The organism is Devosia sp. (genome assembly GCF_025809055.1).
Classification (GTDB): domain Bacteria; phylum Pseudomonadota; class Alphaproteobacteria; order Rhizobiales; family Devosiaceae; genus Devosia.
The window spans coordinates 1,996,733-2,016,454 of sequence record NZ_CP075529.1; the positions used below are offsets into that span (position 1 = coordinate 1,996,733).

Genomic DNA, 19,722 nt, shown 5'->3' on the forward strand with positions numbered 1-19,722 from the left:
TTGGCCGGGCAGCGCAACCATCAGAACTTGTAGTTCACACCGGCGCGGATGACGCTGAACTTGTGACCGATATCGCGATTGCCGACTGGCAGGCCGTTATAGGGCTGGCTGCCGAGGTCGACATAAAGATATTCGGCCTTGATCGACAGGTTCGTGGTCGCCTGGGCTTCAAGACCCAGCCCGGCCGTCCAGCCCAGATGCGTTGCACTGGTCGTCGTGGTTACCCCGTCGACCACCGAGGCCGATCCGCGCCCGACAGCAACGCCACCGGTGGCATAGGGCATGACCTGGCCCACGGGCACACCGACGCGCAGGCGCGCGGTGCCGAACATGTCCATCTTGGCCTCGAAATTGCCGGTTGGCGCCAAAGCCTCGGCATAGCCGAAATTGGTCACCTGCCCGTCGATTTCCGTGCCCAGGACGAAACCGCCGAGATCGAGGTTATAGCCGGCCTGCAGACCACCCAGCCAGCCGCTGGCGGCATTGTCGACGACCCCGCCCGGCAGGGCCGGATTGTTGGAGGTGGTGCCCCAGCTATAGCCGCCATTGACGCCGAGATAGAACCCTGTCCAGCCCGATGCGGGCATGCCTGACATGATGGGCGAGGAATCGGTCCACAGGTCGGCCGCCGAAGCGGTGCTGCAAAGGGATGCACAGGCAAGAATGGAAACAACCAGACGCTTCATGGACGGTCTCCGGGCAAACGTTGATATCGCGCCTCAAATGCCGCCCAATCCATTAACGCTTGAGTAAGAGACACGGTTAACGGCAGCAAATTTCATGGTGCCCGCGCCGCTGTGGAAATTTTCCGCGCCGCGCCCGTTGCAGCCCGGCCACACTGCGCTTTCACAACACCGCGAGTGATTGCTCCCGTTAAACTTTGTCCGGTATTGGAGATGGATGCGGGGGCTTTTGTGCCCCGGATTCGGTGCGGCCATCGAGGAGTGAATATGAACAGGTTTCGGGTCAGTCTGGCCACCGCTCTGGCGGTTTGCGCCCTGTCGGGACCGGTTGTCGGCCAGCCGGTCGCCAGCCTCGAATCGAGTCGCATCGTCATCGCGCCGCCGCAAACGGACATCGCGCGCATCATCAAGACCGGCCTGTCCGACACCTATTATGGGGCCCGCAAGGACAGCCAGGCGCATACCGATGCGCAGCGGCTGTACTTTCTCTATGGCGAACGCCACTTCGAACCGATCTGGCTGAACCAGAACAGCGCCGGCCAGGTCGCCTTCTCGCCGGCGGCGGAAAAGATCATTGCCTTGTTCCGCAATGCCGCGGCAGAAGGTCTGCGGCCGCAGGATTATCTGACGGCGGACATCGATCTGTCGCGGGCCTCGGCGCAGGATGGGGCGGCATTGGCCGCGCTGGAAACAGCGTTCTCGCAGGCCACCCTGCGCTATGCCAACCACATCCACAATGGCCGCATCAATCCGGCCTCGGTCAGCCCCCTGCTCGATATCACGCCCAAGCCCATCGACGAGGCCGCGCTGCTCGAGCAGCTGGCGCGCAGCGACGATCCGGCGGCCATTCTCAACTCGCTCGAGCCCAGCCATCCCGAATTCCTGGCGCTGAAAGCGGCGCTGGCCAATTTCGAAGCCACCGCGGCCGACCGGCCGGCCCCGATAGCCGAGGGCGCGGTGCTGCGTCCCGGCGGCACCGACATGCGCGTTCCGGCCATTCGCGCGCGGCTCGAACTGCCTGCCTCGGCCTCGACCACCTATGACGAGGCCACCGAGGTCGCCGTCCGCACCTTCCAGGAAAATCAGGGCCTCGAGGTCGACGGCATCATCGGCCCGGCCACGGTCGCCGCACTCAATGGCGGTCTCGCCACGCGGCGCGAGGACATTATCGCCAACATGGAACGCTGGCGCTGGATGCCCTCCGATCTCGGCGACTTCCGCGTCTTCGTCAATATTCCCGAATTCCGCCTGTGGGTGGAACGCAATGGCACGCCCGAATACACGACCCGCGTCGTCGTCGGCACCACCAAGAACCAGACCCCGGTCTTCTCGGACAATATCCGCCATCTTGTGGTGAATCCGTACTGGAACGTGCCCTCATCCATCATCAAGGGCGAGATCGCGCCGGCGGTGCTGCGCAATCCGGGCTATATCGACAACCAGAACATGGACCTGCTCTATAACGGCGCCCCGGTCAGCCCCTGGCAGGTCAACTGGAGCATGGTGTCGACCACCAATTTCCCCTTCCGCGTGCGCCAGCGCCCCGGACCGGGCAATGCCCTGGGTCAGATCAAGTTCCTCTTCCCCAACAAGCATGACGTCTATCTGCACGATACCCCGTCCAAGTCGCTGTTCTCGCGCTCCTACCGCGCCTTCAGCCATGGCTGTGTCCGCGTGCAGGACCCGATGGCCTTTGCCGACGCGCTGATGGCCAATGAGCCGACCATTTCCCGCACCTCGCTCGAAGCCATGTTCGGGTCCAGCGAGAAATGGGTGAACCCGCAGACGCGCATTCCCGTGCACTTGGCCTATTTCACCCTGCGCGTTGATGCCGATGGCACCATCCGCTCCTATGGCGACGTCTATGGTCATAATGAAAAGCTGATTGCCGCCATGGGGCTCAACCCCGTCTCCGAGCCGGCCATTGTTGCCGAGGTGGAAACCGCACCTGAAGAACTCTCGCCCTGATGAGTGGGAGACAGATTCGCCGGAGACAAGAGCGGGCCGTTAAGGCCCGCTTTACATTTTCGCCATTGTTGTGCCAGCTTTTGCCCGTAATAACGGTGGCGTGATGGGGCAGTCTGCCGGTTCACATCTGGTTAGCGTTAATCAAATCGATCGATTTGGACGCTAACATTCCACCAGATCGAGACTTTGTACCGGATAGAGTTCAGCGTGGCGGGAACGGGCATTTTCAACTGGCAACGGATGGGCAAGGCACTTTTGGCCGGGCTCATGACCCTTTCTGCGGTCCTGGTGCCGGCACCGGCGCAGGCCGCAACCGAGCGTGCCCTCTATCTCTATTATACCCATACCAAGGAAACCGCGCGCATCGTCTTCAAGCGCAACGGCCAATATGTGCAGTCCGGGCTCAATGAGCTCAATCAGTTCCTGCGCGACTGGCGCCGCAATGAGCCGACCCGCATGGACCCGCGTCTGTTCGACCTGGTCTGGGAAGTCTATCAGGATGTCGGCGCCACCCAGCCGATCAACATTGTTTCCGCCTATCGCTCGCCTGCCACCAATGCCATGCTCGCCTCGAAGTCTTCGGGCGTTGCCGACAATTCCCAGCATATGCGCGGCACGGCCATGGACTTCTTCATTCCCGGCATTGCGCTCAACAAGCTGCGCGCCGCAGCCATGCGCAAGCAGGTGGGCGGCGTCGGCTACTATCCGACCTCCGGCAGCCCCTTTGTGCATCTGGACACCGGTTCGGTGCGTGCCTGGCCGCGCATGACCCGCGCCCAGCTCAAGGACCTGTTCCCCGACGGGCGGACCATGCACGTGCCGACCGATGGCAAGCCACTGTCTCAGGAAGGCTATCAGGTCGCCCTCGCCGAATGGAAGAAATGCCATTCCTATCCCTGCGGTGGCTCGTCCAGCGGCACCCAGGTCGCCTCCAGTGGCGGCAGCGGCCGCTCGCTGATGGACGTCCTGTTCGGCGGCAATGACAGCGGTGGCGCTTCGGCTGCCGTGGCCGCCCAGGCGCCGGTGCAGACCGCCGCCCTCGCCCAGCCGCGCCGTGTCGATCCGGTCATGCCCGATCTGCGTCCCGCCGCATTCGGTGCGCCCGCTACGGCCGAGACCTTGCAGGTCGCTGCAATCGATCCGGATCCGGCCCTGCCCTTCTCGACCACCGGCAGCGCACCGCTGACCGATGAAGAACTGCGCGGCCCCCTGAACGTGGCTGTGACACTGCCGGTGGCCAAGCCGGAAGCGCTGCGCGTCGCCACCGCCTCGGCCCTGCCCTCAGGTGATGCCGTCACGGCGCTGGCCGCCCTGACCGGACCGAGCATGCCCCGGCCCCGCGTCATCATGACCGATCCGCCCAGCGAGACGCTCTCGGCCTATCTGCCGACAAGCGCGCCCGATCCGGAAGCGCAACGCGCCCTCGAAATGATCATCAGCGGCTCGGCAGGCACCAGCGTAGCCGCGGCCTTGCCCACCAACCGCCTGCCATCCCTGCCGGGCGAAGCACCCGTGGCAGACCGCACCATTCAGACGGCGGCTCTCGGCACCCCGCCCGCCGCTGCCTATGGCAATCTCTTCGACCAGACATTTGGCAATGCCGGCTCGGCAACCGCCAGCCCCCTGGCTGCCGCCCTCAGCGACCACGTTGCCAATAGCCAGTCCACCATGCGCCGTCCTGATCTGATCGCCCCCGATCTTGATCACGTCGCCGAGGTCTTCATGGCCCCTGCCACCCTCAGCTCGGACCATTTCGCGGTCATTTTCGATCACGACGAGGCCGATTTCGACCCCACGCCGGAAATGGGTGACTATCGCATCATCAAGGGCATCGGCGGCGATGCCCCGATCATGGCCCACACCCGCTTCGTTCCCACCCTCTGATCCCGATTCCGGCCGCGGCCGCGCCCCGAGGTCGCATGGCTGCGCCATTGCAAAGGGCTATTGCGACGCCTAAACAGAAGGCAGCGCAGCCAAAGCGGGGACTATTTTGCCCGAAACGTCCAAGACACCCTTGCTCGACACCATAAGCAGCCCCGCCGATCTGCGGGCGCTACCGCGCGAGCAATTGCGGCAAGTGGCGGACGAGTTGCGCACCGAAACCATCGATGCGGTTTCAGTGACCGGCGGGCATCTGGGCGCTGGTCTCGGCGTAGTCGAACTGACCGTGGCGCTTCACGCCATCTTCGATACGCCCCACGATCGCATCATCTGGGATGTCGGGCACCAGGCCTATCCCCACAAGATCCTCACCGGCCGCCGCGATCGCATCCGCACCCTGCGGCAGAAGGACGGGCTTTCCGGCTTCACCCGCCGCGCCGAAAGTGAATACGACCCGTTTGGCGCCGGTCATTCCTCGACCTCGATCTCGGCCGGGCTGGGCATGGCCGTTGCCAGCCAGCAGATGGATATCAAGCGCAATGTCATCGCCGTGATCGGCGACGGCGCCATGTCGGCAGGCATGGCCTATGAAGCCATGAACAATGCCGGCGCCATGGACGCGCGGCTCATCGTCATTCTCAACGACAATGATATGTCCATTGCCCCGCCCACCGGGGCACTGCGCGCTTATCTGGCGCGCCTTGTCTCTGGCCCGGTCTATCGCGGCACGCGCGAAGCGGCCAAGGCCATGGTCTCCAAGCTCCCGCCCTTCCTGCATGAGCCGGCGCGCAAGACCGAGGAATTTGCCCGCTCCTTCTTCACCGGCGGCACCCTGTTCGAAGAGCTCGGCTTTTACTATGTCGGCCCCATCGACGGTCACAATCTCGACCACCTGCTGCCCATTCTCGAAAATGTCCGCGATGCCGGCGCCGGTCCCATCCTGGTCCATGCCGTCACCCGCAAGGGCAAGGGCTATGGCCCGGCAGAAAGTTCCGCCGACAAGTATCATGGCGTTTCCAAGTTCAACGTCATCACCGGCGCCCAGGCCAAGGCGCCCTCCAATGCGCCGTCCTATACCTCGGTCTTTGCCTCATCCCTGATCCAGGAAGCCGAGACCGATCCGCGCGTCGTCGCCGTGACGGCCGCCATGCCCTCCGGCACCGGCCTCGACAAGTTCGCCGAACTCTTCCCCACCCGCATCTTCGATGTCGGCATTGCCGAGCAGCACGCCGTGACCTTCGCCGCCGGCATGGCCAGCGAAGGCATGAAGCCGTTCTGCGCCATCTATTCCACCTTCCTGCAGCGCGCCTATGACCAGGTGATCCACGACGTCGCCATCCAGGGCCTGCCGGTGCGCTTCGCCATCGACCGCGCCGGCTATGTCGGCGCCGACGGCCCCACCCATGCGGGCAATTACGATAATGCCTATCTCGGTGCCATTCCCGGCATGGTGCAGATGGCCGCAGCCGATGAAGCCGAGCTGCGCCACATGGTGGCAACAGCGGCGGCTTACGAGCAGGGCCCGATCGCCTTCCGTTATCCGCGCGGCGACGGCATGGGCGTCGACCTGCCCGAACGCGGCCAGGTTCTGCCCATCGGCAAGGGCCGGATCCTGCGCCAAGGGGGCACCATCGCACTGCTCTCCTACGGCACGCGGCTGGGCGAAGTGCTGGCCGCCGCCGACAAACTCGCGGCCCTGGGGTTCAACCCCACCATCGCCGATGCCCGGTTCATGAAGCCGCTCGACGAAGAGCTCATCGCCGACCTGGCCGGCCGGCACGACGTGCTCATCACCACCGAAGAAGGTGGGCTGGGCGGCTTCGGCAGTCACGTCGCCACCTTCCTCGCCAGCAATGGCTTGCTCGACGGCAAATTGCGCCTGCGCCCGCTGACCATCCCCGACCGCTTTGTCGAACATTCCAGCCAGACGGACATGTATGCCGATGCCGGTCTCGACCGCGCCGGCATCGTGCGAACGGCCCTCTCAGCCCTCGGCTACGACCAGGCCGCCATGACGGCGGCGCTGGCGAAAGTTTAGGCAACAGCCACCTGTGTCCCACCGAACGCGGTGTCCCCCTCTCCCCTTGAGGGAGAGGGTGGATCGGCCGCAGGCCGAGACGGGTGAGGGGTCCCGACGCCACAGAGGCTCACTGCAGCCGGGAACCCCCTCATCCGCCCTTCGGGCACCTTCTCCCTCAAGGGGAGAAGGGTAGGTGCTCACGCATAGTTCGTCGGCACGCCGCGCGCCTGCTTGACCGTCTCCATCGAGATATAGGCCGACATGTCGAACAGCTCGATGCGGCTGACCAGCTGCTTATAAACCACGTCATAGTGCTCGACATTGGGCAGCACGATCTTGAGGATATAGTCGAAATTGCCGGTCAGGCGATGCACTTCGACGATCTCGGGAATGGCCCCGACCGCCGCGTGAAACTGCTCCAGCCAGCCGCTGGCATGGCTGCCGGTGCGCACGATGACGAAAACAGTTGTCGGCAATCCCATCAACCGGCGATCGAGTTCTGCGGTGATACGGGCGATATGCCCCTCCTCGCGCAGCCGCGCCACGCGCCGCGAGCAGGCCGAGGGAGATAGCGCCACCGCCTCGGCCAGCACATTGATCGGAATATCGGCATCTGACTGCAGGAGGCCCAGTATCTTCCGGTCACGCTCATCAAGCATCGATTCTTTCCCCGTCTCCGCACGACATCCGCGCGATTTCCCCTAAACATGCATTCTTCGCGCGCCAACATCCAGCCTGCCGACCAAATCAGCGCACCAATTGCACGGGTTTGCCCGCACACTGGCGGCAATGGAGGACATGCATGAAAACCATTGGCCTGATCGGCGGCATGAGCTGGGAATCCACCGCCACCTATTATCGTCTCATCAATGAACAGGTCCGGGACCGGCGCGGCGGCCTGCACTCGGCCGAGATCGCCCTGCGCTCGCTGGATTTCACCCGGGTCGTCGACCTTCAGAAAGCCGGGCGCTGGGACGAAGCCGGAGCCCTTTTGGGAGAGGCCGGCGCAGGACTTGCCCGTGCCGGCGCCGCCTGCATCCTCATCTGCACCAACACCATGCATCTGGTGGCTGCGCCCGTTGCAGCCATGGTGGGCGTACCGCTGATCGATATCATCGATGAAACCGCCCGCAGCCTGAAGCTGGACGGCAGGCGCCGGCCGCTGCTGCTCGCCACCCGCTACACCATGGAGCATGGGTTTTACACCAGCCGCATGGCAGCCCTCGACATCGAGGTCATGGTGCCTGAGGCCGAAGATCGCCAGCGGGTGCACAATGTGATTTTCGACGAGCTCTGCCAGGGCCGGATTTGCGAGGAGGCCCGTGCCGACTATGGCGCCATCATCGCCCGGGCCCGCCGCGCCGGGGCCGATTCCGTTATCCTGGGCTGTACCGAGATTGGCCTATTGCTCGACGCCGGTGATCTGGCGCTGCCGGGCTATGACTCGACCACCATCCATGCCAGCGCGGCCGTGCGCTTTGCGCTCGACGAGCTCGAAAGTGCTGCCGCCTGAGCGGTACCGTCCCCGTTCGGCAGCATTTGCATCGCTTTTGCTGCGGGGGGCGTAACCAATGCTTCATGGTTTTGCCGCCCTGCTGATGCTTTCTGCTTTAGCAAGGCCAGTGACGTGACAATCTCGGCAATTTCCATAGGCGCGACCGGCATGCAGCGCGCCAGCCAGCAGTTGGAACAGACGGCGGCGCGCGTCGCGCGAAGCGGTGTCGAAGGTGTTGAGGTCGATCTCTCGAGCGAGATGATCAACGCCCTTCAGGCCAAGAACGACTTCAAGGCCTCGGCCAAGGTGGTCGAGGTGTCGCGCGACATGTCCAAGGCTCTGCTCGACATCCTGGTCTAGTTAGAGCGCTTTCAGGAAAAGTGGACACCACTTTTCTCCTCGGGCATCGACCCGGGGATCGAAAACGCGGCCAGTCAAAGACTTCGAACCCCGCGGCGGCAGCGTGCCGCCCGCTAGCGCCTCAGCGCTCCGGCGGCGCTTCCACCATGCCCAGTGCAGACATGTAGAGCTCGAGCAGGGCTTCCTGCTCCATGCGCTCATTGGCATCCTGCTTGCGGATGGTCACGATCTTGCGCAGGATCTTGGTGTCGAAGCCATTGCCCTTGGCCTCGGCATAGATTTCCTTGATGTCGGCGGCGATGGCGGCCTTTTCTTCTTCCATCCGCTCGATGCGCTCGATAAAGGCGCGGAGCTGATCCTGTGCGACGCTGTCTTCTACCGCCATACTCACCTCGTTCCGGTTGTCCGCAGCGCTCGGGGAGCGAGGATGCGGCCAGCCTTGCATGCAATTTCGATGCGCCCATCAACCTCAAGCCGCTGCCCGGTTCAACCCCTTTGTGGGTCAATCCACATCTGCCCGCCCTTCACGACAAATTGGCTGGCCCCGCCGCCAAACCGGCCGCGCATACCCGCATTTCCGACAAATGCGGGCTTTAGCCATTGACCAATCAGCCCGCTTCCGCTCAAACAGGATCACTTTTCCGCCCATGTTTTCCGGCCCTTCCGTGCACAGCATCCGACTGACATCGACATTGCTGCTTGCGAGCATCGCCGCCCCGCTGGCCTTCGCCACCCCCGCTCAGGCCGATCTGCGCATCTGCAACGAGGGTGCCAACCTGATTTCGGTGGCTTTGGGCTACCGCGCCGAGCGCGGCTGGATGAGCGAAGGCTGGTGGCAGACCCCGCCGGGCGAGTGCCGCGTGCTCTACCAGGGCGATCTGCAGCGCCGCTTCTATTACCTGTTCGCGGTCGACGATATCGGCGGCGGCGCCTGGGATGGCGATGTGTTCATGTGCAGCCGCGACGAGACCTTCACCATATTCGGGGTTGAGGATTGTCTGGCACGCGGATATGAGCGAACCGGTTTCTTCGAGGTCGATACGCAGAACCGCACGGACTGGACAGTCCAGCTCTCCGAGGATGCCGGTGCCCCCAGCATCGTCGGCCCGGATGCCGGCGACGACCTGGAAGACCCTGCCTTTCTGGTGGACCCCGAAACCGGGGCCATCGACGATGTTCCTGTGACGCCAGACAATACGGATACCCAATGAGACGGATCAGACGCGCGAAGATCCTAGCCACCCTCGGGCCAGCGAGCCATGAGGAGACCATGATCGAGGAGCTGGCCAAGGCCGGCGCCGATGTCTTCCGCATCAATATGAGTCATGCGAGCCACGAGGTACTGCACCAGACCGTCAAGCGCATCCGCAATGTCGAGGCGCGCCTCAAGCATCCGATCGGCATCCTGGCCGACCTGCAGGGCCCGAAGCTGCGTGTCTGGAAGTTCGCCGGTGGCGCGGTCAATCTGGTGGCCGGCCAGAAATTCGTGCTCGACAGCGACAACAACGACCAGGGCACGGCCGAACGGGTTTACCTGCCGCATCCCGAAATCATCGAAAATGTCTCGGTCGGCGATCGGCTGTTGCTCGATGATGGCAAGCTGCAGCTCAAGGCCACCAAGGTCGGCGGCGGCGTCATCGAGACCGAAGTGGTCTATGGCGGCAAGCTCTCCGACAAGAAGGGCGTTTCCCTGCCCGATACGCTTCTGCCCACCGGCGCCCTGACCGAAAAGGACCACGCCGACCTGCTCGAAGCCCTCAAGGCCGAGGTCGACTGGGTCGCCCTCAGCTTTGTACAGCGCCCCGAGGATATCATCGATGTCCGCAAGATCGTCCAGGGCCGCGCCGGCGTCATGGCCAAGATCGAAAAGCCGCAGGCCATCGAGCGGCTGGAAGAGATCGTCAAACTCTCCGACGCCATCATGGTGGCCCGTGGCGACCTGGGCGTTGAACTGCCGCTCGAGACGGTTCCGGGCCTGCAGAAACGCATGATCCGCATGTGCCGCCGCTACGGCAAGCCGGTGGTGGTTGCCACCCAGATGCTGGAATCGATGATCACCGCGCCGGTTCCCACCCGCGCCGAGGTCTCGGACGTGTCCATCGCCGTGTTCGAGGGCGCCGACGCGGTCATGCTCTCGGCCGAGAGCGCCTCGGGCCAGTATCCGGTCGAAGCGGTCACGACCATGGCCAAGGTCGCCAGTGCCGTGGAGGGCGATTCCAACTATCGCAACATCATCCGCGCCGCCCAGACCGAGCCCGAGGCCACCGCCGCCGATGCCATCTCGGCGGCGACGCGCCAGGTTGCCGAAACCCTCGATCTGGCGGCCATCGTCACCTATACCGCCTCCGGCTCGACCGGCATCCGCGCCGCTCGCGAGCGGCCGAGCAAGCCCATCATCGCGCTCTCGCCCAATCTGCGGACCATCCGCCGCCTGTCGGTGGTCTGGGGCATTCACTGCGTGCAGACCGAGGATGCGGTGAGCCTGGAAGACATGGTCGACCGCGCCTGTGTCATCGCCTACCAGGAGGGCATTGCCCGCCCCGGCGACCGCATCGCCATCACCGCCGGCGTCCCCCTCGGAACCCCAGGCGCTACAAACATGCTGCGCATCGCCTTTGTCCGCCAGGACGGCGCCGGCTCGAACTGAGCCGGCCAGCTGAAGCGTTTTCAAAAGAGACGTGGATTTCCCAAATAGGGGTGAAGCAGCGAAACCCCTTCCCTTCTCCCCTCAGGGGAGAAGGTGGCGCGCAGCGCCGGATGAGGGGTTCACAACGGCGGTAGCCGCGGTGAACCGATCCACCCGCTCCAGCCCCCTTACCTCCCCCTCGAAAGGGGGAGGTAGCGACGCTCGGCCCGCAGGGCCGTAGCAGAGCTAGGTGGGGGTGCTTCCGGCCCCGGTTCGGCACAAAGCCTGCCCGCTCATGTTCCGCTCCGACCGCAGGATCGCCCGGCACAACCTCAGTTCTACCGCAATAGGTTTTAGGCCCGGCGGCTCCGGGCCTCCAGCAGGGTCTTGAGCGTCAACAGGTCGATGGTGATCCACTCGATCGTCGAGCGAAAACTCTCCTCGCTCATGCCCGGACGCTGAGTGAAGGTGAACCGCAACTCCGTCCCTTCACCCTTGGCCAGCGACCGCATCGGCATCCACAACGGCTCTTCGCCCGGCGCGAACACGGCATGGTCGTGCATGCCGGCCTCCGGCGCCTCCTTGAGAAACCGGATATGCCGCAACCCGCCGAACCGCACCTGCGCCGACCAGTCGCCGTCCGGCAGCTGGCGGTAGCTGTCGGGGTCAACGGCAGCCCATTTGGCATAATTGCGCGGCTCATCGAGGAAACGCCGCACCTCGGTCAGGTCGGCGTCAATCTGCATGACGATGGTTTCGCTCAGCGGCATGGTTTCCCCAGCTCCGAAAAAGACAGGGCCCGTATTGAATACGGGCCCTGTCGAAACGGAACAAGTGGTGGCGTCAAGATCAGCCCTGGCGGGCCTTGAAGCGCTTGTCCACCTTGTTGATGATGTACACACGCCCGCGACGACGGACGAGCTTGTTCGCGCGGTGGCGAGTCATCAACGCCTTCAGCGAGTTGCGGATCTTCATCTTTCCAAATCCTTAGTCAAACAAAAGGGGCGCCAAGGCGCCCGAAAACTGGGTTCGTCATAGGGGAAATGGCACAGCCTGTCAACGCGCCCGAGCATCAGTTTTCCCCACTTCGGCATTAACCTGAGGGTGACACGCCAGGACTATCCTGATGCCAGGAGAACCCAGGACAGGCTCGCCATGACCAATTCGCCATTGCCCATATCACAAGCCATCGTCATCGCCCCGCAGGCCAATATGGCGGCGCTGGTGGTCAGTATGCTGCGCGTTCTGGGCTGCCAGAAGGTCAAGTCCGTCGACAGCGTCTCCCAGGCCCAGATTCTGCTGGACCGCACGGCATTCGACCTCATCGTGCTCGACGATGGCTATGCGCGGCCCGATGCGCTCGACGTCGTGCGCCATGTCCGCGCGCAGCAGGAAGGTCTCAACCGCCAGGTGCCGATCATCATGATGGCCGGGGCTCCCGACGCCGCCAGGATTACCGCTGCGCGCGACGCAGGCGTCACCGAATTCCTGCGCAAGCCTTTTGCCGCCAACCACCTCAAGGCCCGGATCGACAGCATCACCACCAGCCCGCGCGGCTTTGTCGAAGGGAAGGCTTATTCCGGTCCCGACCGGCGCCGGCGGAACCTGGCGGTGGGGAACGCCGAGCGGCGTTCCTCCTGAGCGGTCAGGCCGCCGCAGCAGCCTCCTTGCGCAGCCGGCGGCGTTGTTCCCGCCGCTTCATTTCTTCCTTCGGGTCCGGCACCGGCACCGAGGCGATGAGCTTCTTGGTGTAGTCGTGATGGGGATCCATCACCACCTGCTCGGATTGCCCGATCTCCACCACTTCCCCGAAATAGAGCACCATGATGCGCTGGGCGATATGGCGCACCACTGCAATGTCATGGGCAATGAACAGCAGCGAGACACCGAATTCCTTCTGCAGGTCCATGAGCAGGTTGATGACCTGCGCCTGCACCGACACGTCCAGCGCCGACACCGCCTCGTCGCAGACGATGAGCTTGGGGCGGGTGATCAGCGCCCGGGCAATGCCGATACGCTGGCACTGGCCGCCGGAAAATTCATGCGGATAGCGGTTGATCATGGTCGGCGACAGGCCGACCTTTTCGAGCATTTCCGCCACCCGTGCGTTGCGCTCGGCCTTGGTGACTTCCGGATAGTGGATGGTCAGCGGCTCGGCGATGATGGCGCCAGCCGTCATGCGCGGATTGAGCGAAGCCAGCGGGTCCTGGAAGACCATCTGGATATCCTTGCGCAGGCCGATCAACTCCTTGGGGCTCATCTTGAGGATGTCCTTGCCCATCCAGAACGATTCCCCGGACGTAGCTTCGATCAGCCGGATCACGGCACGGGACAGGGTCGACTTGCCGCATCCGCTCTCGCCCACAATGCCCAGGGTTTCCCCGGCATGGAGATCGAAGGACACGTCCTTGACAGCCCTCAGCACCTTGTGCCCGCCGAACAGTCCGCCGGCGGGAATCTGGAAGTTCACCGAGAGGTTGCGGACCTTGAGAATGGCTTCCTTCTCGCTCATGCCTCGCCCCTTTCCTTCATGAAGTCATAGGACACGGTCGACAGGCGCTCGACCTTGCGGTCGAGCCGCGGCACCGCGGCGAGCAGGCCCTTGGTATAGGGGTGCTCGGGATTGGCGAAGAGTTCTTCGGTATTGCGATATTCCATCACCCGCCCGTCATACATGACCAGCGTGTCCTCGCAGGTTCCGGCGACGATCCCCAGGTCATGGGTGATCAGGATGATCGAGGTGCCGAAATCTTCCTGCAGGTCCACCAACAGGTCGATGATCTCGGCCTGCACGGTCACGTCGAGCGCGGTGGTCGGCTCGTCGGCGATCAACAGTTCCGGCCCGCACAACAGCGCCATGGCGATCATCACGCGCTGACGCATGCCGCCGGAGAATTCGTGCGGATACATGTGCACGCGGTTCCGGGCATCGGGAATGCGCACCGCGTCGAGGAAGCGCACGCTTTCCGCCACCGCCGCACTGTGGCTCATGCCCTTGTGCAACTCGAGCACCTCGCTCATCTGCCGCGAAATGCGCAGATAGGGGTTAAGCGAGGTCATCGGGTCCTGGAAGATGATGCCGATGCGCTTGGCGCGATACTGGTTGATCTGTCGCAGCGGCAGGTTGAGGATTTCCTTGCCGTCGAACACGACCGAACCCGACGCCTTGCCGTTGCGCGGCAACAGGCCCAGCAGCGCGAAAGCGCCCTGGGTCTTGCCCGAACCGCTTTCGCCCACAATGGCCAGGGTCCGGCCCTTTTCGAGCGTATAGGACAGATCCTTGACCGCGTTGACCACGCCGTCATTGGTCTGGAAATCGACCTTGAGGTTTTTGACTTCTAGCAATGCCATGTTTGGTTCCTAGCGGTCCTTGGGGTCGAGGGCGTCGCGCAGCCCGTCACCGAGATAGGTGAAGGCGAGCAGCATGGCGACCAGCACCACGGCAGGGCCGAGCAGCATCCAGGGCAGTGCCACGGCCACGCCCGAGCCCTGCGAGATCAGGGTGCCGAGCGAAGTCTGCGGCTCCTGCACGCCAAGACCGAGATAGCTGAGGAAGCTTTCGGTGATGATGATTTCGGGAATGGTCAGCGTCGCATAGATCACCACCGGACCGGTCAGGTTCGGCACGATATGCTTGAAGATGATGCTCCACGAACTGGCGCCGCTGGCGCGGGCCGCTTCGACGAATTCGCGTTCCTTGAGGCTGAGTGTCTGCCCGCGCACGATGCGGGCCATGGTCAGCCATTCCAGGCACCCGATACCCACGAAGAGCAGGATCGGATTGCGGCCGAAGATCACCACCAGGATGATCACGAACAGGATGTAGGGCAGCGCGTACATGATGTCGACGAAGCGCATCATCACCGCATCCACCCGGCCACCGAAATAGCCGGCAATGGCGCCATAGCTCACCCCGATGATCACCGAGACGAGCGTTGCCACGCCCGCCACGATCAGGCTCATCTGCGTGCCCTGCAGGGTGCGGGCCAGCATGTCGCGCCCGTTCTGGTCGGTGCCCATATAGTGCCCGGCATCGAAATCGGGCGGCTTGCGGATATTGGCCCAGTCCACCTGGCTATAGCCCCAGGGCAGAAAATAAGGGCCCAGGAACGCGATGAGGAAGACCGCGATCAACAGGAAGATGGAGAACACCGCCGCCTTGTTGGCGAACAGGCGCCGGCCGGCATCCTGGGTGAGCGAACGGCCCTTGGGCGCGTTGGCCAGTTTCTGGTTGTATTCGATGAGAATTGCATCTCGCGAGGTCAGGCCAGCCATCAGCGGTACCTCACCTTGGGATCGAGATAGGCGTAAAGAATGTCCACGATCAGGTTAAGCAGCAGGATCACTCCCATGTAGAGCACAGTCGTGCCCAGCACGATGCCGTAGTCGCGGGCCAGGGCCGCGCTGATGAAATATTTGCCGATGCCGGGCAGGGCAAAAACCTGCTCGACGACCAGCGAACCGGTGAGCAGGGCCGACAGCGCCGGACCGAGATAACTCACCACCGGCAGCAGCGCCGGCTTGATGGCGTGCCGCGCCAGCACCAGCCGGGCGCCAAGCCCCTTGGCCCGCGCCGTGCGCACGTAATTGGTGCCCAGCACTTCGATCATCGAGCCGCGCATGAGGCGCGCCACGCGGGCGGCCTGAGGCAGGCTCAGGATGATGATGGGCAGGATGAGATGGGGGATCGATCCGGGCACGAATCCGCGCACCGGCAGCCAGCCCCAATAGACGCCCAGCAGCAGTTGCAGCAGGTTGGCCATGAGGAAGTTCGGCACGATGAGGCCGATCATGACCACGAAGATGACCGAAAAATCGGGCCACTTGTTCTGGTTCACCGCCGAGATCATGCCCGCCAGGATGCCGATCGAGGTGGCGACGATAAAGGCCATCAGACCCAGCATCAGCGAGAATGGCAGGCCAATGGCCAGAAGCTCGCTGACAGTAAAGTCCTGATAGCTCATGGACGGACCGAAATCGCCCTGCAGCACGCCTCCAACATAGATGAAGTACTGCTCGAACAGGGACTTATCGAGATTGTAGTGGGCCCGAAGGTTGGCCAGGATCTGCGGCGGCAGCGCGCGTTCACCGTCGAAGGGACCGCCTGGCGCTGCGCGCAGAATGAAGAAACACACGGTGATCGCGATCAGGGCGATCGGAATGGCGCTCAGCACGCGCCGCAAGGCATAGGACAGCATTTGTGCCCATTCCCCTTTCTTTAAGGAACCGGCCGGCCCCGCAGCACGGGACCGGCCGGTTGAGGAACTCCGGCGCGGGTCAGGACCCGCGCCGGCCGGACACTATTCAGACTTGGTGAGCCAACGGGTACGGTGAATGTCGGACGGATTGTCGACAAACCCTTCGATCGACGGCGATACGATGTTCTTGGACACGTACCAGTAGATCGGGATGGCAGCGAAGTCGTCCATGGCCATGGCTTCGGCTTCGTGCAGGATGGCTGCGCGTGCGCCCAGGTCGAGTTCGGCGGCAGCTTCGGCCAGAAGGGCATCGAACTCGGGGTTCGAATAGCGGCCGTAGTTGTTGCCCCAGTTGATGGTGTCGCCCTGGGTGGTGCCGGACTTGAGCAGGTCAAGCGTATTGGCAGCATCAGAGTAGTCGAGCAGCCAGCCGGCACGGCCGATCTGGAAGTCGCCGGCCTGGAGCGCGTCATAGTGGACGGCCACTTCGGCATTGAACAGCTCGATCTTGACACCCAGCGGCTCCCACATGGCCGACAGGGCCACGGCGATGCGCTGGTGCGCTTCGTTGGTGTTGTAGCGCAGCTGCAGGTTCAGCGGGTTTTCGGCGCTGTAACCAGCTTCGGCCATCAGGGCGATCGCGCGTTCGACGCGGGCGCCGTACTCTTCCGAGGCCCAATCCGGCGTATAGGCGTCGCCATCGTAATTGGCGGTGCCCGGCGGGACCCAGCCATAGGCGGCGATTTCGCCGGTGGTCAGGATATCGGGACCGATGACTTCGCGGTTGACCGAGATCGAGAGGGCTTCACGCACGCGCACGTCGGCGAGCGGGCTGCCTTCGGACTGGTTCATCACGTAGTAGTAGATGCCCAGGAACGGCTCCACATGGGCTTCGCCCGGACGGTTGTCCTGCAGCCACTGATACTGATCGGGCGGGAACGCCGTCAGGATGTCGAGCTCGCCCGCGATATAGGCGTTGAAGGCAGCGGTCGTGTCTTCGGTGTTGTCGTAATAGACTTCATCGATGGCGACATTGGCCGCATCATAATAGTCCGGGTTCTTCTCGGACCGCAGATACGAGCCGGGCACCCATTCCTTGAGCATGTAGGGGCCATTGCCCACAACGTTCTCGATCTTGGTCCAGTTCTCGCCCAGCTCTTCCACCTTGTGCTTGGGCACGGGGAAGGCGGTGTAGTGGGTCAGCGCCTGGATGAAATAGGGAGTCGGGTTCTCGAGGGTGATCTCGACGGTCTTTTCGTCCGGAGCCTTGACGCCGAGTTCGGCGAAGTCGGTGATCTCGCCCGAAGCGATGGCTTCAGCATTCTTGATCGGATACTGCAGATAGGCATAGGACGAGGCCGTTGCCGGATCGAACAGGCGCTGGAAGGCGAACACGAAGTCGGCCGAGGTCACCGGGGTGCCGTCGGACCACTGGATGCCATCACGCAGGGTGAAGGTATAGACCAGGCCATCATCGGAAACGGTGTAGCTCTCGGCCTGGCCCGGAATGGCTTCGGCATTGGCATCTTCGGTCATCAGACCTTCGATATAGTCGCCGATGATGCGGTTTTCCCAGTCGCCCTCGGCATGGTGCGGGTCGATAGAGCCAGGCTCACCACCATTGCCCAGCCGCAGCGTCACGGCCTGTGCGGCCGAGACGGCCAGCATAGACACGGAACCGGCAAGCAGCACGGCTCCCAGGGTTTGCATGAGTTTCATTCCGTCCCATCTCCTTGTGGAATTCTTCGTTTCTGACTTCTGCCCATGACGTCCGGACAGCTGTTATGGCCTCGCCGCGGTTTTTACCCGCTGGTCAAGATTGCTGGACGGTATTACGCATTTCCGTCTACTGACAAGCGAAAGATTGACCTAAACGTCACCTGACCACCGATTGTGAACATGCTCCGCCCTACCCGGTTTGAGGCAAGCGATTGCCCGATTTGGATCGGTTCAGGATTCATGTTCCAAGAGTCGGGGCGGCTAAACCGGTCCGCGCAAGGCCATCCTAAGAAGCTGACGGACGCGCTCAGCCGAAGAGGCCACTTCGCTGTGCAAAAAAGATCACCAGGGCCACCCCGACAAGCACCGCAAAGGGCAGCCAGCCGGGCAGCGGCGCCCGAGGCTTGGGGGCCTCGGGATCCGGTTTTTTCTCGGGCCTGCGGAACTTTACGACATTGTCGCTCATGCAGCGCTTTCCACGATGGCGGCCACGCCCATGCCGCCGGCGGTGCACACCGAGATCAGGGCCCGCTTGCCCGGATCGCTCGCCAGCATCTTGGCCGTAAGGCCCAGAATACGCGCGCCGGTGGCGGCAAAGGGATGGCCATAGGCCAGGCTCGATCCCTTGACGTTGATCGCCGCCGGATCGATTTCGCCCAGCACCGTGTCACGGCCGAGCACGTCGCGGCAATAGTCCGGATCGGTCCAGGCCTTGAGCGTGCACAGAACCTGGGCGGCAAAGGCCTCGTGCAGTTCGAAATAGTCGATATCCTCGAATCCCAGCCCCGCCCGGGCCAGCATGTCGGAAACGGCAATGGTCGGGGCCATCAACAGGCCATCGCCATGGGCGAAGTCATTGCCGGCCACCCGCCCCGTGGTGAGATAGGCCTGGATGGGCAGGCCGCGCGCCTTAGCCCATTCCTCGCTGGCCAGCAGCACCCCGGCCGCGCCATCGGTGAGCGGCGTCGAATTGCCGGCCGTCAGCGTGCCCTGCCCGCTCGACTTGTCAAAGGCGGGCTTGAGCGTCGCCATCTTCTCGACATTGGCGTCGGCCCGCACATTGTTGTCCTTGACCAGGCCCGCGCAGGGCACCAGCAGGTCGTCGTGGAAGCCATCTTCATAGGCCTGGGTGGCATTGCGATGGCTGGCCACCGCCAGATGATCCTGCGCCTCCCGTGAAATCTTCCACTCGCGCGCCATCAGTTCGCAATGCTGGCCCATGGAGAGGCCCGTGCGCGGCTCGTTGACCGACGGCGCCACCGGCGTCAGTTCGCCAAAGGAAAAACCCTTGAAGGCGCCCAGCTTCTGCCCCGTGGTCTTGGCGGCATTGGCATTGAGCAGGCGGTGCTGGAACTTGGGCCCGAAAACGATTGGGCTGTCCGACACCGTGTCCGAACCGGCCGCAATGCCGCTGTCGATCTGCCCCGAGGCAATCTTGCCCGCCAGCATCAGCGCCGCCTGCAGGCTGGTGCCGCAGGCGATCTGCATGGTCGTGCCGGGGGTGCGCGGATCGAGCCCGGCATCCAGCAGCGCCTCGCGGGCAATGTTGAAATCGCGGGAATGGTTGATCACGGCCCCGGCGACAACTTCATCGACCTTCTGGCCCTTGAGGCCATATTTGTCGGCCACCCCGCCCAGCACGGTGGCAAGCATGGACAGGTTGGTTTCATCCGCATAGGCCGTGCCGCCGCGGGCAAAGGGAATACGGGCCGAGCCGACAATGGCAACGCGCTTGAGTTCAGTCATCAATTGATCTCCGATTGGGCACCTAT

The 19,722-nt window shown here is 63.4% G+C and carries 20 protein-coding genes; 8 read left to right on the forward strand and 12 right to left on the reverse strand.

All coding sequences use genetic code 11. From position 1 onward, the window contains the following. Positions 1-20 precede the first annotated feature (20 nt). The gene (locus tag KIT02_RS09730) at positions 21-686 is read right to left on the reverse strand and encodes an outer membrane protein (protein ID WP_297577339.1); all 666 of its coding nucleotides are present in this window, start codon (positions 684-686) and stop codon (positions 21-23) included. Positions 687-950: 264 nt separating this feature from the next. On the opposite strand from KIT02_RS09730, the gene KIT02_RS09735 reads away from it, so the two are divergent. From KIT02_RS09735 to dxs, 3 genes are all read left to right on the forward strand, one after another. After that, entirely contained in the window at positions 951-2,651 is a 1,701-nt protein-coding gene (locus tag KIT02_RS09735; RefSeq protein ID WP_297577341.1) for a L,D-transpeptidase family protein, read from the forward strand. A 267-nt stretch (positions 2,652-2,918) separates the two neighbouring features. Further along, a complete protein-coding gene (locus KIT02_RS09740) occupies positions 2,919-4,535 on the forward strand; it encodes a DUF882 domain-containing protein (protein WP_297577349.1) in 1,617 nt (538 codons plus the stop codon). Positions 4,536-4,641: 106 nt separating this feature from the next. Beyond that, positions 4,642-6,570, forward strand: a complete 1,929-nt coding sequence (gene dxs, locus KIT02_RS09745; RefSeq protein WP_297577351.1) for a 1-deoxy-D-xylulose-5-phosphate synthase — start codon at positions 4,642-4,644, stop codon at positions 6,568-6,570. Positions 6,571-6,749: 179 nt separating this feature from the next. On the opposite strand, the gene KIT02_RS09750 is transcribed toward dxs, so the two are convergent. Further along, a complete protein-coding gene (locus tag KIT02_RS09750; protein WP_297577353.1) occupies positions 6,750-7,211 on the reverse strand; it encodes an Lrp/AsnC family transcriptional regulator in 462 nt (153 codons plus the stop codon). 143 nt (positions 7,212-7,354) lie between these two features. Between KIT02_RS09750 and KIT02_RS09755 the strand changes: the two genes are divergently transcribed. Beyond that, on the forward strand, positions 7,355-8,065 hold the full coding sequence (locus KIT02_RS09755; RefSeq protein WP_297577355.1) for an aspartate/glutamate racemase family protein: 711 nt from the start codon (positions 7,355-7,357) through the stop codon (positions 8,063-8,065). A 114-nt stretch (positions 8,066-8,179) separates the two neighbouring features. Then, positions 8,180-8,407: a flagellar basal body rod C-terminal domain-containing protein gene (locus tag KIT02_RS09760; protein WP_297577357.1), complete on the forward strand. Its 228-nt coding sequence runs from the start codon at positions 8,180-8,182 to the stop codon at positions 8,405-8,407. 121 nt (positions 8,408-8,528) lie between these two features. On the opposite strand, the gene KIT02_RS09765 is transcribed toward KIT02_RS09760, so the two are convergent. Further along, positions 8,529-8,792 (reverse strand): DUF2312 domain-containing protein, encoded by a 264-nt coding sequence (locus KIT02_RS09765; protein ID WP_061907597.1) that lies wholly within the window; start codon positions 8,790-8,792, stop codon positions 8,529-8,531. 307 nt (positions 8,793-9,099) lie between these two features. Here KIT02_RS09765 and KIT02_RS09770 point away from each other — a divergent pair, with 307 nt between their 5' ends. Together KIT02_RS09770 and pyk are read left to right on the forward strand one after the other, a co-directional pair. Next, positions 9,100-9,618 carry a DUF1036 domain-containing protein gene (locus KIT02_RS09770; protein ID WP_297577360.1) on the forward strand — a complete coding sequence of 173 codons (519 nt, stop codon included), beginning with the start codon at positions 9,100-9,102 and terminating at the stop codon, positions 9,616-9,618. After that, a complete protein-coding gene (pyk, locus tag KIT02_RS09775) occupies positions 9,615-11,054 on the forward strand; it encodes a pyruvate kinase (RefSeq protein WP_297577362.1) in 1,440 nt (479 codons plus the stop codon). The genes KIT02_RS09770 and pyk overlap by 4 nt, the downstream gene beginning before the upstream one ends. A 332-nt stretch (positions 11,055-11,386) precedes the next feature. Here pyk and KIT02_RS09780 read toward each other — a convergent pair whose 3' ends face one another. After that, positions 11,387-11,803 carry a hypothetical protein gene (locus KIT02_RS09780; protein WP_297577364.1) on the reverse strand — a complete coding sequence of 139 codons (417 nt, stop codon included), beginning with the start codon at positions 11,801-11,803 and terminating at the stop codon, positions 11,387-11,389. A 79-nt stretch (positions 11,804-11,882) separates the two neighbouring features. Then, positions 11,883-12,008, reverse strand: a complete 126-nt coding sequence (gene ykgO, locus KIT02_RS09785; protein ID WP_046105532.1) for a type B 50S ribosomal protein L36 — start codon at positions 12,006-12,008, stop codon at positions 11,883-11,885. A 180-nt stretch (positions 12,009-12,188) separates the two neighbouring features. Between ykgO and KIT02_RS09790 the strand changes: the two genes are divergently transcribed. After that, on the forward strand, positions 12,189-12,674 hold the full coding sequence (locus KIT02_RS09790) for a response regulator (RefSeq protein WP_297577368.1): 486 nt from the start codon (positions 12,189-12,191) through the stop codon (positions 12,672-12,674). Positions 12,675-12,678: 4 nt separating this feature from the next. On the opposite strand, the gene KIT02_RS09795 is transcribed toward KIT02_RS09790, so the two are convergent. The 7 genes from KIT02_RS09795 to KIT02_RS09825 all read right to left on the reverse strand — a co-directional run bounded on the left by KIT02_RS09795 (position 12,679) and on the right by KIT02_RS09825 (position 19,699). Beyond that, positions 12,679-13,545, reverse strand: a complete 867-nt coding sequence (locus KIT02_RS09795; protein WP_297577370.1) for an ATP-binding cassette domain-containing protein — start codon at positions 13,543-13,545, stop codon at positions 12,679-12,681. After that, positions 13,542-14,384, reverse strand: coding sequence for an ATP-binding cassette domain-containing protein (locus KIT02_RS09800; protein ID WP_297577373.1), 843 nt, complete (start codon positions 14,382-14,384; stop codon positions 13,542-13,544). The genes KIT02_RS09795 and KIT02_RS09800 overlap by 4 nt, the downstream gene beginning before the upstream one ends. Positions 14,385-14,393: 9 nt before the next feature. Continuing rightward, positions 14,394-15,308 (reverse strand): ABC transporter permease subunit, encoded by a 915-nt coding sequence (locus KIT02_RS09805; protein WP_366520542.1) that lies wholly within the window; start codon positions 15,306-15,308, stop codon positions 14,394-14,396. Further along, a complete protein-coding gene (locus tag KIT02_RS09810; RefSeq protein WP_297577375.1) occupies positions 15,308-16,231 on the reverse strand; it encodes an ABC transporter permease subunit in 924 nt (307 codons plus the stop codon). Before KIT02_RS09810 ends, KIT02_RS09805 begins: the two co-directional genes overlap by 1 nt. 102 nt (positions 16,232-16,333) lie before the next feature. Then, positions 16,334-17,941 (reverse strand): peptide ABC transporter substrate-binding protein, encoded by a 1,608-nt coding sequence (locus tag KIT02_RS09815; protein ID WP_297585219.1) that lies wholly within the window; start codon positions 17,939-17,941, stop codon positions 16,334-16,336. Positions 17,942-18,257: 316 nt separating this feature from the next. Continuing rightward, complete coding sequence (locus KIT02_RS09820; RefSeq protein WP_297577377.1) at positions 18,258-18,416, reverse strand: hypothetical protein; 159 nt, start codon at positions 18,414-18,416, stop codon at positions 18,258-18,260. After that, positions 18,413-19,699, reverse strand: a complete 1,287-nt coding sequence (locus KIT02_RS09825; protein ID WP_297577381.1) for an acetyl-CoA C-acetyltransferase — start codon at positions 19,697-19,699, stop codon at positions 18,413-18,415. Before KIT02_RS09825 ends, KIT02_RS09820 begins: the two co-directional genes overlap by 4 nt. Positions 19,700-19,722 lie beyond the last annotated feature (23 nt).

What these genes read in the sequence shown, in the direction of transcription:
- ykgO (WP_046105532.1), bottom strand. Translation starts at nt 12,008, where the DNA reads ATGAAGATCCGCAACTCGCTGAAGGCGTTGATGACTCGCCACCGCGCG.
- KIT02_RS09790 (WP_297577368.1), top strand. Translation starts at nt 12,189, where the DNA reads ATGACCAATTCGCCATTGCCCATATCACAAGCCATCGTCATCGCCCCG.
- KIT02_RS09730 (WP_297577339.1), bottom strand. Translation starts at nt 686, where the DNA reads ATGAAGCGTCTGGTTGTTTCCATTCTTGCCTGTGCATCCCTTTGCAGC.
- KIT02_RS09810 (WP_297577375.1), bottom strand. Translation starts at nt 16,231, where the DNA reads ATGCTGTCCTATGCCTTGCGGCGCGTGCTGAGCGCCATTCCGATCGCC.
- KIT02_RS09800 (WP_297577373.1), bottom strand. Translation starts at nt 14,384, where the DNA reads ATGGCATTGCTAGAAGTCAAAAACCTCAAGGTCGATTTCCAGACCAAT.
- pyk (WP_297577362.1), top strand. Translation starts at nt 9,615, where the DNA reads ATGAGACGGATCAGACGCGCGAAGATCCTAGCCACCCTCGGGCCAGCG.
- KIT02_RS09750 (WP_297577353.1), bottom strand. Translation starts at nt 7,211, where the DNA reads ATGCTTGATGAGCGTGACCGGAAGATACTGGGCCTCCTGCAGTCAGAT.
- KIT02_RS09820 (WP_297577377.1), bottom strand. Translation starts at nt 18,416, where the DNA reads ATGAGCGACAATGTCGTAAAGTTCCGCAGGCCCGAGAAAAAACCGGAT.
- KIT02_RS09765 (WP_061907597.1), bottom strand. Translation starts at nt 8,792, where the DNA reads ATGGCGGTAGAAGACAGCGTCGCACAGGATCAGCTCCGCGCCTTTATC.
- KIT02_RS09780 (WP_297577364.1), bottom strand. Translation starts at nt 11,803, where the DNA reads ATGCCGCTGAGCGAAACCATCGTCATGCAGATTGACGCCGACCTGACC.
- KIT02_RS09815 (WP_297585219.1), bottom strand. Translation starts at nt 17,941, where the DNA reads ATGCAAACCCTGGGAGCCGTGCTGCTTGCCGGTTCCGTGTCTATGCTG.
- KIT02_RS09740 (WP_297577349.1), top strand. Translation starts at nt 2,919, where the DNA reads ATGACCCTTTCTGCGGTCCTGGTGCCGGCACCGGCGCAGGCCGCAACC.
- KIT02_RS09755 (WP_297577355.1), top strand. Translation starts at nt 7,355, where the DNA reads ATGAAAACCATTGGCCTGATCGGCGGCATGAGCTGGGAATCCACCGCC.
- KIT02_RS09735 (WP_297577341.1), top strand. Translation starts at nt 951, where the DNA reads ATGAACAGGTTTCGGGTCAGTCTGGCCACCGCTCTGGCGGTTTGCGCC.
- KIT02_RS09805 (WP_366520542.1), bottom strand. Translation starts at nt 15,308, where the DNA reads ATGGCTGGCCTGACCTCGCGAGATGCAATTCTCATCGAATACAACCAG.
- KIT02_RS09795 (WP_297577370.1), bottom strand. Translation starts at nt 13,545, where the DNA reads ATGAGCGAGAAGGAAGCCATTCTCAAGGTCCGCAACCTCTCGGTGAAC.